This is a genomic window from Carboxylicivirga sp. M1479 (genome assembly GCF_007097485.1).
Taxonomy (GTDB): domain Bacteria; phylum Bacteroidota; class Bacteroidia; order Bacteroidales; family Marinilabiliaceae; genus Carboxylicivirga.
The window spans coordinates 36,571-53,746 of sequence record NZ_VKDE01000015.1 but is presented as its reverse complement, the minus strand read 5'-3'; the positions used below and the strand labels follow the sequence as shown (position 1 = coordinate 53,746).

Genomic DNA, 17,176 nt, shown 5'->3' with positions numbered 1-17,176 from the left:
TTAAGTTGTGATTACGTGTAGTTGTCTAGAGGCGAAGGCGTTGTTGTAATCCATGTTCATTTCTGTTTGTCATCAAGAATAATAGTATTCATATGAAGAAATTAAAATATTATTTTCTCTTAATAGTTGTTTTGCTGCAAGTGCTGGCTGTTCAGGCTCAGGTGCCGATGGACGACATCGTTAAGGGAAAAATCAGAATTAAGCTCCATAAAGAACAATTACAGGAGCTGGGCTCATTAAAAGGGGCAAATGTCACAGGTACGTCCAATGTGCTTGGGGTACAGCGTATTGATCAGTTAAGCGATGATATGGGCGTCACACGCATCAGTCGTGTATTTCCATTTTCTCCTAAAAACGAAGAGCGTCACCGTAAACACGATTTACATTTATGGTACGAATTGGATTTTGATGTTTCTGAAAATCCTAATGGAATAGCGGCCTTGTATGCCGAATTAGAAGATGTGGCCATTGCTAAGCCGGTGTATAAAAAAATATTTATTGAAGGGGAGGGCACACCTGTTGAGGTAAATGTCGATTCCTTAAGGCTAGTTGCTTCCGCCGGCAGTCATTCTGCAAGTACCTTAAAAAGTACGTCTGATAATGCAAATGAAGCTGTTGCATTTAATGATCCTGAATTGGTGAACCAATGGCACTATGAAAACGATGGAACCATTGGTGCGGAAAATGTTGATATTGACTTATTTAAAGCCTGGGCTAAAGAAACAGGTAGTACTGATGTGGTGGTGGCCATTGTAGATGGTGGTATAGATCCTAAACATGAAGACTTAATAGATAACCTTTGGGTGAACGAAGCTGAGTTAAATGGTGAGCCTGGAGTGGATGATGATCAAAATGGTTTCATTGACGATATTCATGGCTTTAACTTTGTTTATGGTGGCCCGGTAACAGCTCATTTTCACGGAACACACGTTGCCGGAACGGTTGCTGCAGTTTCTAACAATGGCATTGGTGTTGCGGGTATTGCCGGTGGTGATTTTCAAGACGGAAAAGGTAATGGAGTGCGCCTGATGTCATGTCAGGCCTATGATACCAGGGGCGGTAGTGGTCAAGGTTTTGCAGCAGCCATTGTGTATGGTGCAGATAATGGGGCTGTTATTTCGCAAAATTCATGGGGTTATTCAACACCTGGTTATTGGGAGCCTGAAGTACTAGATGCCATTAAATATTTTAAGGAAGAGGCAGGTTACTATGAAGGCAGTCCAATGCAAGGAGGTATATTATTTTTCGCATCTGGTAACTCTGGGAAAAATGAAGAACATTACCCGGCCGCACACGACGAGGTAATTGCAGTAGGTTCGACAGGGCCGGAAGGAAATAATGCGCCCTATACAACCCATGGACCATGGGTAGATATTGTTGCTCCGGGAGGAGATCAAAGTGGCTCATTCGGCCCTGAAGGGGGAGTGTTGAGTACTTTGCCGAACAATAAATATGGTTATCAGCAGGGAACATCCATGGCTTGTCCGCATGTTTCAGGTGTGGCTGCATTGGTGGTGTCTAAGTTTGGCGGACCGTCTTTTACAGCTGCCGAATTAGAACAAATGATATTAGGTTCGACCACCGGATTAACATTTGAACACAATGATAACTATGGAATAGGAAACCTGAATGCCTTAAATGCCTTAGCAGAGGATTTACGTATTGCGCCCAATGCGATTGACGATTTAAGTGCTTTTGATATTGCACACAATGAATTGTCTCTGGAGTGGACAGTACCGGTTGATTCCGATGACTTCCGACCGATTAAATTTCATTTAGCCGTTAGCGGTAGTTTATTAACGGCCAAAAACTTTGATCAGGCACAGGTTTTCGATCTGGAAAACCCATATGAAGCAGGTAAAAACGTACAGATTCGTTTTCCCGGCTTGCAAAAACAGACAAATTATTATTTTGCCGTTAAGTCTTCTGACCGTTATGGCAATACATCTGTTATTTCTAATGTATTGGAAGTAACTACAACCGATGCACCCTATTTTAAGGAGTCAACACGCGAACTGTTCTTCGATATCGATGTGTCGCAGCTGGCACTTGAATCAAAAAACATTCAGTTTTCTAATGATGGTGAAGGTTTGGTGCATTGGGCCAGCGAAACCATGAACAATAGCAAATTATGGATAGACCTAGCTGATTGGGAAGAGACGATTAGCGAGCAGGCTGCAGCAGCTGCTGCCGAACCACAACTATATCATGCTACGCGACCTTATTTACAAAGTGAAGAAGGTGGTTTAAAAAGTGGGACAAAAGAGCACTTTTTAAATGACCAAACAATTAGTGTAGGCGGACAATCGTATGAGACTGGTAATGGCTATTACGATGTTGTAGGTTCCGGTTCACCAAATGCGGGTCTGATATACGGAACCCGTTTTCAGGGACCTATTAATTTGACACACATTGAAATGGCTTTGTATTTTACCCAAAAAGAAAAGCCAGTTACCATTGAAGTTAAACGAGGCAGCGAACGGATTGAAGATGCCAATACCGTATTTGTTCAGGAGTTTTTCGTAGATACAGTTAATGTGATGAACTTTTGGAAAATGCCACTTTATCAACCGCAGAATATGCACGAGGAAGAGTATTTCTGGGTGGTACTGCATTTCCCAAAGGAAGAACCTTATCCCTTGGTAGTGGAGCAAAATGCCCCTTATTACGAAGGTGCTTTTATGGTGTCAACCAACAATGGTTACACCTATAATGAGGCCTATCATACAGTTGGCCGTAATAAAGTACCCACTGTTAGAGCGCTAACATCTGGTGCCGATGGTGCTTATGTATTTATTGATCCGACATCAGGTTCTATTAAGGCTGGTCAACCTCAGGATGTAAAGGTCACTGTTGATGCCAATTACTTAAGCAATGGTAAACACATGGCTACTTTGTCGGTATATACAACCGATATATTTAAACCTGGGGTTGCTATTGATGTAAAAGTAAATGTAAGCGGACAAGTAGCCGGGTTTAAAGCTGAGGATATTTATACCTTTGATGCTTTTGCCAATGTAGAACAGGAGTTCTTGTTTGATGTGGTTAACAGTGGTTACGATACCTTGACCATCAAAGATGTTAGTGATGTTAATGGTTATTACACCAAAGCATTTGAAGACTCCATCAACATTTTACCTCAGCAAAAGCTTAGTATCCCATTGAACTACCTGACTACACAAACAGGTATCTATAATGAAGATATCACCGTTCATACAAATATAGGCGATCAGGTGATGACGGCCCAGGTGCGCAGTGCTGAAGCACCCACCATGACCGTTTCTGCAGCCTCTGCTGTTGATGTTGTAGTACCTTATAATGGTTCAGCAGATATATTAGTGGATATTACTAATACCGGAACGGGTTCCGTTTTAGCTTATGATATCAATGAGTATCATAGTACGCGTGTTTATAATGGTTATCAACTCAATGGAGGAAGCTATACAATTACAACTTCTGATGATGTGGGTGGTCCGGTAGCAAATTCATGGGAAAACATTGAGCCATATGCCGAAATATATCCAAGCGATTTTTATAATGCACATCGCATTAAGCTGAAGCATGACTTCCCATTCTTCCATACCGAGTTAAGTGAATTGGTATTGAATAGGTTCCTTCAAATTTATGGGGCTGGTAAAGATGAAAATGGGGTGAATACTGGATTTGCCTTCGTAAACATGGATTGTAAGGATGCTGATGTTAATTTCAAGGATGCTTATTATCATGATTTTGGTGATCGTTTTGTGTTTACATTAATCGGTTATTTGAATGGAGATGAATACAAAAATGAGCCCGATATTCGGACGCAAGTTGTTTTATTTGCTGATGGAACCATTGAGTACCGCTACGATAATGTGGATGCCATTGTTAATAATAATTTAAATAACTGTGTTATTGGTTTTAAAGGATTTAATAAGGCTGATACGGTCAGTTATGCCCGCTGGGATGATGGGCTGGAACCACTTAAAAATGGTTTAGTATTACGCTTTGCTCCGGAGAAGGATATGAACCTGGTATCTACTGATGATACAGGTGGTTCAATAGCTAGGGGGCAAGCGCAACAAATTACCTTTAAAGTAGAGCCATCTCAAATTGGCGCTCCTGCAGGGAGCTACGCCAATACCATCCGTGTAAAAGCCAATACACCTGATTTATTTCAGGAAATACCGGTTAATATAACCGTTACAGGCGAACCACAACTATCATTGGCCGACACAGTTGCCTTTGATGTGGTAAATACGGGGCAAGTGGGCGAAACTTTCCTGGCAATTACAAATTCTGGCAGTGATATTGAAACCATTACGGCAGGACAAGTGGTGTTTGGCGATAATGCATTATCTGTGCTTAGCGAATTGCCATTTGAAATAGCTCCGTTTTCAACGCAACAATTAAAGGTAGCCTACGCTCCAAGTGTTGCAGGCGAGCTATCAAGCAGTGTGATTATCAACTTTACAAACGGCCAGGCGCTTTCGTCAATTGTTACGGCAACTGCAAAAGTTGACCCGGTAATGATAACGAATTTGCCAGCAAGCATTGATGAACAAATCAATGCTGGTGAGATGATAAACATTCCGTTTACCATCGCAGCTACAGATGCAGATTTGGAGTATAGTTTTACGAATTCAATTTTCGCAAAAGCTATTCGCGATATTCAAAGAATGGGAGAAGGCTTTACTGAAGAGGATTTCCAACAATTAGGAGAAGGCTTTAAAGCACACGCCGATACCTATATTTACGGCTACAATTGGCAGGAAGGAGAAATACATGCTGCTGATCACCGTTGGGATGACCTGAATGATTATGATGATGTGGATACCTTGCACATTGTTCAGGGTGGTCAGTATGTACTGGATTTAGGATTTGAATTCCCCTACTATGGTGAAGTATTTGATACCATCTGGGTGTCTAAGAACGGATATGTCACACCAATCTTACCACAAAGTGATATTGTAAATCTGAATTTCTTGAAAGAGGATGGTATTATGGGAATGATTGGTCCTCACGTTTCAAGCATGATTCCTGATGAAAATGGAGGAGGGGTACTTCTACGTCAATTGGACGACCGTGTCATTATACAATGGGATAAGTTTATTGGTGACGGAGGCTATATGTCATATGATGTGACCTTTCAGTTAGAATTAGTTAATGATGGTTCTATTTACTTCCACTATTACGATATTGATTTGTGGGACGCCCCATTAAATTATGGACTTGAAAGTCCGGATGAGTCGGAAACGATGGAAGTGTATCGTACATCCGCTTTAACCAAGTACAATAAAACAATATACAATCACATGACCCTTGCTCTTACGCCACCATCTACAGGTGTGGTAAAAGTTGGAACAACGGCTAACTTTAATTTACAGCTTTCAGCTGCCGACCTCTATGCCGATGGGGTATATGAAGATACTTTGGTCTTATATAGCGGAAGCAAAACCGATGCTTTGCGAAAAGTACCTGTTCGCTTGACTGTAAATAATGGTGTTGGCGTAGTTGATGTGCCTACGGCGGTTGATGCAGGTCAGGTCATCTATAAAGAGGGTGTGACTTTGAATGTCAAGGCACAACAAGCAATCATTTTGACCAATAAAGGGCGTGGAATCGCATCTGTAAATAAAATTCCGGATGTTAATCTTGAGGGACTCAGCTTGTATGATGCTGAAGGAAACCAGTTAGTAAGATCAAGTACTGGTACAATAGTATCACCAATAGTATTGAATCCTTGGGAGAAAGATACCCTGCTAGTTCAAGTGCCGGTTAATGCTTTGGAAAGTATTGACGGTGTACTGAGCTTTGAAGGAGATTTTGAAAGTGTTTCTACTCAGTTTGTAGCACATGTAGTACCGTCTCCTGAGTTCGCATGGACAGCGGTTGATCAAAACATTACGATGTTAAACGGTGATAAACACGATTATACATTCTCAATTACTAACAGTGGTACTACTTCGCTTGAGTATAAACTACTTCCTATTGTTAAACCGAAGCTTCAGGAAGGTGAATACCCAGGTGATATTGAGGAGTTTGGTACGTTGTTAACAAGTAGTATTCTTACCATCGACTCGGTGGCTCATGATCGTAAACAATTAGCCGATGGCTATCAGAAACCTTTTCTCGCTTGGTATACGAATTTGTTTAATGCCCCTGAAGGTGGATTAATGATTACCCATGTGAAGGTGAATATTGACCTGCAAGATCCTAATCAGTTAGTGGAGTTGCACATTGCTGTTGGAGGTGGTATTCCCTTGGAAGGAGCCTGGACTATTACGGATTGGGGTAATAATGTGAAATGGCCTGATCCAGATACGACGCTTATACCGGGCATCGAAGCCTACCGACAATCTTACCGTATACCAGAACAAGTGACTGAAAACTGGGTGTATTTTCCACTTGAGGAACCAGTAAGTATTCAGGATGGTGAGCATTTCTGGGTATCGGTAAAGCAAAGCGGAGCGATGGGTTACGATAATCATATAGGTGAGCAATACGCCATGGAAGATATTATTCGGTATGGTTTTGATCATTTTAAGTGGGGCATTCTTTGGAATCCATCTGAATCAGATCGAATATGGAAAATCAGACCTGTTACTGCCATTGGAGATGATGGACAGTGGTTAACGGCCGAGCCATTGAATGGTACAGTCGCTGGAGGTGAGTCAGTTGACATTACAACGACTGTTACGGGTGATTTCGCCAATAAAGGTGAGCATGAAGGACAACTGATTGTTGTGACCAATGATGTGTCTAACAAAGAAAACAGGATTAATTACAATGTTAAAGTCAATGGTTACCCTGAGTTAGTATTTAAACCGAACAGTTATCAGGATACCTTGCGCATGGTGGAAACCGAAACGCATTTTCTGAATTATGTTTTTAAAGATCCGGAAGATGAAGCAGTAACGTTCAGTATGGATGAAATTAATAATGATTCCATTAAAGTTATAACTGAGACTGTTTCGGCTTATGGTGCTAAGGTTAAGGTGATTACCAATTACGATAGTGATGGCTATTATGAAATACCGGTAAGTTTGACCGATTCAGTAGGTAATGTATTAGGCGATACCATTCGATTTGAAGTGGCTGACTTGAACCGAACGCCATACTTAAATCCGGTTTATAGGAACATTGAGATTAATTTGGCAGATCCAAATCCGATGATCATTAAAATCAATGATTTGTTTATCGATCCGGATGGTGATAAGTTGTACTTGCAGGCTGGTAATATTAACCAACAAGTCTTGGACATGGCCTTAGGGTACGATTATATTACGCTTCATCCAAAAGCATCAGGAATTGGCTTCCTTGTTTTTGCTGCCGACGATGGTAAAGAAAATGGTTATAAGTTCGATTACAGTACTGTAATTGTTACCAATAATCCGGATGCGGTACCTAATGACTTAAATAGTTTCGAAGGCAATGAACACTTGATGGAGCAATTGGCACAGGGCATGGTCATTTCACCTAATTTGGTGCAAGATCAACCATCTAATGTGTTGTTCAATCTGGAAGAAGATGCCGATGTTCGCTTGGAATTATACAATATGAAAGGCCAATACATCGATGCTTACCTGAATACAAAAAGAGGCGAAGGCCTTAATCAGGAGCAAGTTGACTTTTCAACATTAACACCAGGATTGTATCTGTGTCGCTTTGTGGTAAATAATGAAGTGAAAAATACAGTTAAAATAATAGTTAAGTAATTAGTAGCCCTCTCTTGTCATAGGTAAGAGAGGGCTATTGTATTATCAGTTTTCACTGGTCCAATCAACAGTAATGAATAAAAAAACTACAATTCATATTCTTTCTCTTATTCTGTTCACGACAATTACCTTTATCCGTTGTTCAAAAGAGGATGATGAGATTAATCTAAACCCTCAAGCGGGGCAAAGTTTTCTCAATATTGAGAACGAGCGTTATACAGTCACTTTAAATGCTGAAGAGCCCCCTGAAGGACAGGAAGGGATCTGGCGTGTTTATAGTGGACAGCATTATGAACTTGGCAATGAGAAGGATCCTAAGTCTACTTTTTCCGGTATGCCGGGAGAGATGTATCGCCTTGGCTGGGAAGTGAGTCAGGGAAAGGAATATAAAGCAGAAACCATTACGGTTTCATTTAAGCCCTTAAACGCATCAATTACAACAAACGTTGGCGATACCTTATTTAATAATGTGTCGATTGAATTGGAAGCAGAAGCTGCGAAATTCGGGACCATAGGTCATTGGGATATTATTTCTGGTGATGGCGGGCGAATTGAGCACGCCGATAATCATATCGCACAGTTTATTGGTAAAGAAGGAACTGATTACGAATTAAGCTGGAGACTTGTATATTACAGCCCTGTTGATTCTACTTTTAAGGTTGAGGATGTGAAGTCGATAGCATTACATACTGACACCTTGCGTGCTGATGCAGGGGAGGATCGTCGTTATATCAGAAATAAGGTTGAAGACGAAATAAAATATACTGCTCTTGAGGGCTTTTTACCAGCAGGAGCAAACGGCCAATGGAACCTTATTGAAGGAGAAGGTGGACTAGTGTACATGAGTCAGCATGCGACCTCCTTGTTTGAAGGCCAGGCAATGGAGGATTACTTCCTGACCTGGACGGTGGAATTAGATGGATATACATCAACAGATACCGTGAATATTCATTTTCGTGATAAGTGGGGGCTTTTTGTCGATGAACGCGATGGTCAACATTATCATACCGTAGAATTAAACGGACTGGAATGGTTCGCCGAGAATTTCAATTATTATCAGGCTCCTAATGAATATGCCTGGTCCTTCTACTACGGACAGGCAAGTCAAGCCTATATTAGAGATGGATATGCCGTAGAAACGGAAGCAGACAGAAAGTACTATGGTCGATTGTATAATTACCCGGCAGCCTATGAATGGGCGCCTGAGGGATGGCGTATTCCAACACTGCAGGAAATAAAAGATTTAGTAGAGATCTTAGGGGGAGAAAACCGTGCTATGCCAAAATTAGTTGATGGAGGAGAAACCGGATTGGATTTGGTATTTGGTGGTTTACTTTCCTATAGTGGTAACCACGTTGAAAATAAGGATTTCTTTTTTGACCAGGGGAAAATTGGGTACCTCTGGACTGATAGTTTCAACCCCGATACCTACGGGTGTAAGTTAATGTTTTTTGATCACTATAATTCAGTAACTCAGGAAGTATCAGCTTTGTATCAAACATGCTCGGTGCGTTATGTACGTGATATTAAATCGGAGGAGTAAGAAATGAGAATAAAATTATCATATATTTTTATTATTGTCTGTCTTGGGATTACACTCTTAGCAGGTGCTCAGCAAGTGACTGGGTCTCAAAACGAATTTGTTAAAGGAAGAATTCGTATCAAACTTAAGAAGGAGAATCTTCAAGAAGTCAATCAGCTAAAAGGGGCTCATTCACAAAATAGCACTACATCTTTAGGCATTGAGCCAATTGATGCCCTAAATGATGGTTTTGGCATTAAACGTATTCATCGGGTATTCCCTTTTTCTCTGAAGCATGAAGCTAAGCACCGCGAATATGGTTTACACCTGTGGTTCGAGTTGGAATTTGATGCCTCAATGAATCCGGAAGCAATTTCTGAGCAGTACAGGTTGTTGGAAGATGTGGCTATAGCTAAGCCTGTTTATAAAAAAGTGTTTGTTGGTTCAGATGAAGGACCTGTCTATTTTAATATTGACTCACTTCGTTTAATAGGTAAAGCCAAAGAAAAGGTTATTGTAAATAATCAATTAAAGAGCGGCTCAACGGCAGTTGAATTTAATGATCCACTTCTGCCCGATCAATGGCATTATGCCAATGATGGACGGGTAGGAAATGCCAATGAAGACATTGATTTAACAAAGGCCTGGGCTAAATCAACAGGTAGTTCTGATGTAATTGTATCTGTTGTAGACGGTGGTATTGATACAGAGCATGAAGATCTGAAGGACAACCTATGGGTGAATGAGGTAGAGTTAAATGGCGAAGAAGGTGTTGATGATGACCAAAATGGTTATTTGGATGATGTTTACGGATATAATTTTGTCTTTGGAGGGCCGGTAACAGCACACGAACATGGGACGCATGTTGCTGGTACCATCGGTGCCGTTTCTAATAACGGTATTGGTGTGGCCGGTGTAGCTGGTGGTGATGGCTCAGGAAATGGTGTTCGATTAATGTCATGCCAAATTTATGATGACAGACCTGGAGGTGAAGGAAACTTTCCGGCAGCAATCATCTATGGAGCTGACCACGGAGCAGTTATTTCACAAAACTCATGGGGGTATTCGCAACCCGGTTTTTTTGAACCGGAAGTATACGATGCAGTAAAGTATTTTATTGCCGAAGCAGGTCAGTATGAAGGCAGCCCCATGAATGGAGGTATTTTTATTGCTGCTTCAGGTAATGACGGACGCGAGCATGCCCATTATCCATCAGCCTTTGATGAAGCTATTTCAGTAGGTGCATCAGGTCCAACCGGGCAGCCTACACCTTACACTAACTATGGTAAATGGCTTGATATATTGGCCCCTGGAGGTGATCAGGCATACTATAATGAAGAAGGTGGAGTTCTGAGTACTTTGCCTGATAATGAATATGGGTTTTTTCAGGGGACTTCCATGGCCTGTCCGCATGTATCAGGTGTTGCCGCTCTCGTACTGGCAAAATATGGCGGGCCTTCCATGCGTCCCGACGAGTTGAGGAAAATATTATTGAACGCCGTTGATCCCTTTGATTTTGAAGATGAGGGTAAGTATGGAGTAGGTAAATTAAATGCCTTAAATACACTTGTAGATGAAAGTAGTATAGCACCAGATAAGATTGAAGATTATAGGGCAAGTGAAGTATTTCATAATGAAGTACGATTAATGTGGACAGTACCACGCGACAGTGATAATTTTCAGCCAAAGTACTTCCACTTAGCACTTTCTTTAGAACCGATTACAAACAGTAATTTTTATCAGCAAAGTCTGATTACTATTGAAAATTCTTATGATGCAGGGGATACCGTTTCTATTTCAGTATCCGGCCTTCGAAAGCAGGCTAAGTATTATTCGGCCATTAGTTCGAGCGATCGCTTTGACAATATGTCAGAGGTGTCGAATATAATCAGTTTTGTAACAACTGATGAACCTAAGTTTGCCGAATCAACACGTCAGATTTATTTAAATATTGATGTGACACAAGCCGATAAGACACAGGTGCCGGTTACTTTTTCAAATGTTGGAGAAGGTATTTTGTACTGGAATAGCTCTGTTATCAATGACAATGATTTTTGGATTAATTACCGTGATTGGGAAAAAGCGAGGGAAGAAGCTACCGCTGTAGCTGCAGCTAATCCTGAATTTTTTAAGGCGACACGATCGTATGAGCAAGATGTCTCTATGTTAAAAAGTAGTGGGGTACCCTATTCTCCAGAACTTTTTAAATACGATAATACGGCTTATAAATCAGGCTATAGTTATTTCACGGGAGGCCCCTTATTTACATTGGGCACTGGTAATGCCAACGCCGGTTTGATTTTTGCGACTCGCTTTAGAGTCCCTGAAAATCAAAGCTTCAATATGACCCATGTGGATCTCGGGTTAAATACCTTGCTAAACGATTCGCCTGTTAAGGTGGAGATAAAGAAAAGTAAGGAAGGGGTTTTAGCCAATGCCGAAACGGTATTCTTTCAGGAATATGTGCCGGAAAATAAAGAAGGTATGCAGAATTGTCGCATTCCTTTATATAAAGCTCAAAAGTTCGAGAGTTGGGAATATTTTTGGGTAGTCTTGTATTTTTCGCCTGAAGAGAAATACCCCTTGGTGATGGAGTATAGTAATTACGCCGGTGACTATTCCGATTATTTCCTGCTATCAACCAATAATGGAGTTTCCTATATCAATGCTTTTGAGTTGATGAACTATCGGCGTGTTGCCCCATTGGTTGGTGCATTTAGTACTGGAAAAGATGGTGCATATGTTTATCTAGCACCGAATTTCGGAGAGATAAATGGAGGTGAATCGCAAGAAGTACTGGTGTCTGTTGAAGCCGGGAATCTAACCAATGGTAAACACTCTGCGTCCATTGGTATTAATACCAATGATCGTAACAAACAAGGTATTGCTATTGATGTGTTGTTAGAAGTGAGCGGTCAGCAGGCTGAATGTGAAGTAAATGAAATTTATACCTATAAATTATTACAGAATGTAGCAAGTTCCTTAGACTTGGAAGTTCAAAATACGGGACTTGATACCCTAATAGTTACTGGTTTATACAATGTTGACCATACAATTTTGGAGGATTATCAGGATCGTATCATTTCGGTCTTGCCAGGTGAAAAGGCACTGCTCCCCTTTAGCTATACAGCCTTAAGTACAGGGCAGTTGTTTGATCGGGTAACTGTAACTACCAATGTAGGTGAGTATTATGCAGATCTTGTATTTGATGTAACACCACCTGCTATAATGAACCTGAGTTTGGATCAAACAGCGATTACCTTGCTAGATGGTGAAGTTAAAGAATTGGAGTTGACCATTACTAATGCCTCATCAGATGCGATATTGGAATACTCTCTCGAAGATTATGAACAGCTAATTGTAGAAACAGGACGAATGCCTGATAAAATAAATTATCAGATGCTTTCTTCCAATGATATCGGTGGACCAGACGCTAATCAGTGGGATGAGATAAAGGGATTTTCTCAGGTGCTTCGGGGTGATTCATTGCGTTATCAGACGGCACCAATCGATTTAGGCCTGAAGTTTCCTTTTGAGAACAATGTGCTTTCCGGCATATGGTCTTTACCGGGAAAATCTGTGCCGCAATTGTTCTTTTACTCATGGGGAGATTTAGGTTTTTTCACAGAAGAGGAAGCTAAATTTATGGATATTGGCAGTGGAGCCTTCAGCCCTCTATGGATGGATGCTAAATACCAGGAGGTAGATAATATTTACTACCATAGCTTTGGCGATAGAGTGGTATTTACATTCGATATTAATCTGGCAGTGAAAAGGCACTCGAATGAGACGCCAGGTAAAATGGAATTCCAGCTGGTCTTATTTAAGGATGGGGCTATTGAATATCGTTATAAGAATGTTTCAGAACTCAATAAACGACCTGAGATAAAATATGCTATTGGTATACAGGGTATTTTGGAGGAAGATTGGTATGAGTATACGAGTTTTTCTGACAATCTTAAAACAGTAAGCGATGGCATGGTCATTCGTTTTGAACCGCTGAGTGATGCAAATATGGTATATGCCAGCAACAGGCTTAAAGGGCTTGTGCCGGTTAATAGTGCTATAAGCGTTCCTGTTACGATTGATCCTTCAGTGTTGGAGTTAAATCAGGGCATATACAACAATAGAATTAAAGTTTTAGCTAATACCGAATCAGGCCAGGAGGAAATAGCCTTAACAGTCAATGTTACTGGTGAAGCAAAATTAGCGGCCGACAGTGAGCTAGACTTTGATTGGCTTAGAATTGGTGATGCCGATACTTTGTATTTAAATGTTGTTAATGCCGGAAGTGCAAATGGAGAAATAATAGACCTTGCATTGGCTAACCCTGCTTATACAATCAATATGTTGACTCCAATTGTGATACCTGCTGATGGTAATGTGCAGATTCCAGTCATTTTTGCACCCTTGCAGGCTCAGGATTACAATAGTAGTTTAACACTGAGCTATGGTGATGGTAGTCAGGAAGCTGTAATGTTAAAAGGTGAGGGGAGGCATGATCCTTCGTATAACCTGTCCGTAGATGGAAGCTTAACGCTAGATTTAAAGGCTGGAGAAATTAGTACAGTGCCAGTAAGCATTAGTGTTGATGCCAATACCGATGAACTTAGTTATACCTTAACTAATGGATTATTTACTCAATTAAAAGATCCGAAAAATGTAACAGGAAATCCATTAAGTGAGAGTTTTAAGGATATTCCTGGGTTTGAGATGAGCTCATCTAAGGAAGGCATAGAATTTCACCGATGGAATAATATTAAAGGTCTTGGAACCAAGTACGAGATTTTAGATGGTAAACATGAAATGATAGAGTTGCCTTTTGCATTTCCTTTTTATGGCGAGCTGTATGATACCATTTGGGTATCTAATAATGGATATGCTACACTTGAAGAACCATTTGCAGAAGGGAGTCATTATGATTTTCTACCAGATGATGGATTAAAAGCCATGATTGCACCATTTTGGAATGGCTTTTTACAGCCTAGTGAAGCAGGCGATGGCGTATGGTATTATGAAGACACAGATAGCAGTGTGATACTACAATGGACGAATTTTAAGAGTGTAGATTTCGTATCGCAAGGCCTTATGACCTTTCAGTTGCAATTAACGGCCGATGGTTACATTTGGTTTCATTATAAGGATGTGTCAGGATATAAAGGGGGTTTTTCAATGGGTATCGAGAGCCCTGACGAGCAAGAGGTAATTGGCGAATCCTTAATGGTGATGAATTTTGAACCAATGGCTCAGGATTCTACCAGTATTGTGTTAATGCCTTCTTTATCAGACAATATATCTGCAGGTCAAACACAAGATATGCAATTGATATTGGATGGTCGCCTGGTAAATTATTCAGGTGCATATCGTGATACAGTTGTCTTGCACACCAATAGCCTGGCACAGCCAAGCACTGAAATTCCGGTACTTGTAAACTATAGCGGTGAACCTGTTCTGGAAACAGAGGATAGTATCATTTGGATAAATGAAATTTATCATAGCAAACTGGTTCTGGAGAGGGAAATAGTTCTTAAAAATACAGGTATTAATGAGTTGGTTATTAATCAAATTACCCACGATAAGTTAACTGACCTGGACTTGTTTGATGAGCAAGGAAATGAAATTATTATGAGTAGTTCAGGACTTTTGGCTCCACCGCTCGAAATCTTACCATGGCAAACCCTGACACTTCGTTCGAATATTCCTGTAGTAGAACTTTCAGAAGAACAATTATCGGAAGAAGCGAATATTAAAGATGCAACAATTACGTTTATAAGTAATGCAAAGGATGTAACGACACATGTGAATGCATCATTTGTTGATTCACCTGTGTTTACATGGGATGCTCAGGATCAAAGCTACCACTTGCAACAAGATTCGACATTTGTAATAACTATGACTAATGCGGGTCCATCACCATTGGAATATGATTTATTGGCTGCAGTGGCAGGCAAGGGAGGTGAAGAAACATACCCGGGAGTGATTACTGAGCCTGGTCGTTACCATACCGAACAACCTGTAACAATGGACTCGGTGCAACATGATGTTAAAAGTTTGGCGGATGGACATTTTACATCATTCCAGGCACCACATTTAGGTTTTGCTAATGAATTTATCGCCGGGGAAGGTGGCTTTTCTTTAACACATGTACAAACACTTGTTAAATTAACTTCATTGAATGAGAAGGTTAAGCTTGCTATTTACCTTGGTGGCGATGAGCCACAACGAGGCGATACCATCTATCAGCAGCAGTATACCATCAATCGCTATGTGGAGGATGAGTGGGTGTACTTTCCGCTTAATACTGTTATTAACATTCCTGAAGGTGAGAAATTCTTTATTGAAGTAGCGCCGCCGGCCAGTTCGAACAAGATGGCTTATGAAATTCCAGGCGATAAAGATCTGGAGTGGAAATCGTGGACAGCACCTTACTATAACGATACAGTACAGTTGGATTCTCAATTTGGAGGCTGGCTGCCTATTGCTGAAGAAGGTGGTTTAAATGGTGTTTGGAAGATAAGAGGAGTAAGCGCAGCCGTAGAAGGGCAGTGGGTAGAGTTAGAGCCATCAATAGGAACAATTTTGCCTGGGGAAGCACTTAAAGTGACTGCAACCATGTATCCTGAGAAGGGAGAGGTTGGCAGTAATTTGGCACGTATTATTGTTAATACAAATGATCAGAATCATTCGCGTGATGAATTCGAGTTGATAATGCATGTGAATGGAGCCCCACAATTAAAAATGTGGCCTAATAAATACACCGATACTCTAAAAGTCAGGGAGACCGAAGAAGCCGTTTGGAATTACCTGTTTAATGATCCGGAAGGTAAAGAGGTGACCATATCCATAGAGCAGACTAATGATACATTGGTACCTGTATTGGTGCAGCACGGGCCGAATCTGGCTGAGGTATCCATTAAAACAGACTACAATAGTGCAGGCGTATACAATTATCCGGTTCAGATAGCTGATGTAAGTGGTAATATTACGCATGATACCATATGTGTAGAGGTTCAGAATTTGAACCGTAGACCTGTATTTAATGAGGAGTATGGTGTAATTACCCTGAATATGGCCGATCCGGAAATCAGGACGTTTACCGTTGAGGATGTATTTTCTGATCCTGACGGAGATGAATTGCGGATGTATGCCGGTAACTGGACACCGGAGCTGATAGATATGGCAATTGGTAATAGCTACATATCCTTACATCCTCTGCAAACAGGTACTGGTTTTGTTGTATTTGCTGCCGACGATGGGCACGAAAATGGCTTTACTGTAGTAGGCAGTTATGTGTTGATTAGTAATAGTCCGGATGATGTGAGTTCAACACCATATGGGTTTGAAAATATTAGTGAGGCATTTTTGGAATCAGCTGCAGGTGTTATGGTATTGCCTAACCCGGTAACAGATGGTAATGCAAGTGTGGTTTTTAAAATGAAAGAAGAAGGAGATGTCTTGCTGCAGCTTTATGGTTTGCAGGGACAGCTACAGAAGACAATGAACTTAGGATCATTTGAAGAGGGAATTCAGATGTCAAAATTAGATGTACATAACTTAGCTACAGGTATTTATTTGTGTCGATTGATGAGTGATGATAAGCAAATAGGTACATGTAAAATAGTGGTAAAGTAAAAGAATACTAGAATTTAGTTTAAGCCATTGATTGGAAATGGTTAAGCTATGTTCGATATAAAGTTAAATAATCCGTAGCTGGTGACTACACTTGCTACTACCCCGTCAACGGACAGGGCGTGAAAGTCTATTAACTTTTTTGTGAAAAAAGCTAATAAAGGTTTTTATTGATGAGGATTGTTAGTTTCTGTGGATTATAGTGGCAACTCTATAATCCCATAGGAAATGACTCGATAAAAAAAAGAATATTGATTTATAATTATAAAGATCTTTCATAGACAAGGTTAAGTTAGGTTTAGTATCTGAATATTGGAGAAGGGAACGC

3 protein-coding genes are annotated in these 17,176 nt (G+C 40.6%); all 3 read left to right on the top strand.

The features are described 5' to 3' along the window. Positions 1-92: 92 nt before the first annotated feature. The 3 genes from FNN09_RS10205 (at position 93) to FNN09_RS10195 (ending at position 16,851) form a co-directional block, all read left to right on the top strand. Positions 93-7,697, top strand: a complete 7,605-nt coding sequence (locus FNN09_RS10205) for a S8 family serine peptidase (RefSeq protein ID WP_143302121.1) — start codon at positions 93-95, stop codon at positions 7,695-7,697. 73 nt (positions 7,698-7,770) lie between these two features. Further along, positions 7,771-9,240: an FISUMP domain-containing protein gene (locus FNN09_RS10200; RefSeq protein ID WP_143302119.1), complete on the top strand. Its 1,470-nt coding sequence runs from the start codon at positions 7,771-7,773 to the stop codon at positions 9,238-9,240. Positions 9,241-9,243: 3 nt separating this feature from the next. Beyond that, positions 9,244-16,851: a S8 family serine peptidase gene (locus FNN09_RS10195; RefSeq protein WP_143302117.1), complete on the top strand. Its 7,608-nt coding sequence runs from the start codon at positions 9,244-9,246 to the stop codon at positions 16,849-16,851. The last annotated feature ends 325 nt before the right edge of the window (positions 16,852-17,176 follow it).

Bases quoted from the DNA above. Each gene is read 5' to 3' on its own strand.
- FNN09_RS10205 (WP_143302121.1), top strand. From the start codon at position 93: ATGAAGAAATTAAAATATTATTTTCTCTTAATAGTTGTTTTGCTGCAA.
- FNN09_RS10200 (WP_143302119.1), top strand. From the start codon at position 7,771: ATGAATAAAAAAACTACAATTCATATTCTTTCTCTTATTCTGTTCACG.
- FNN09_RS10195 (WP_143302117.1), top strand. From the start codon at position 9,244: ATGAGAATAAAATTATCATATATTTTTATTATTGTCTGTCTTGGGATT.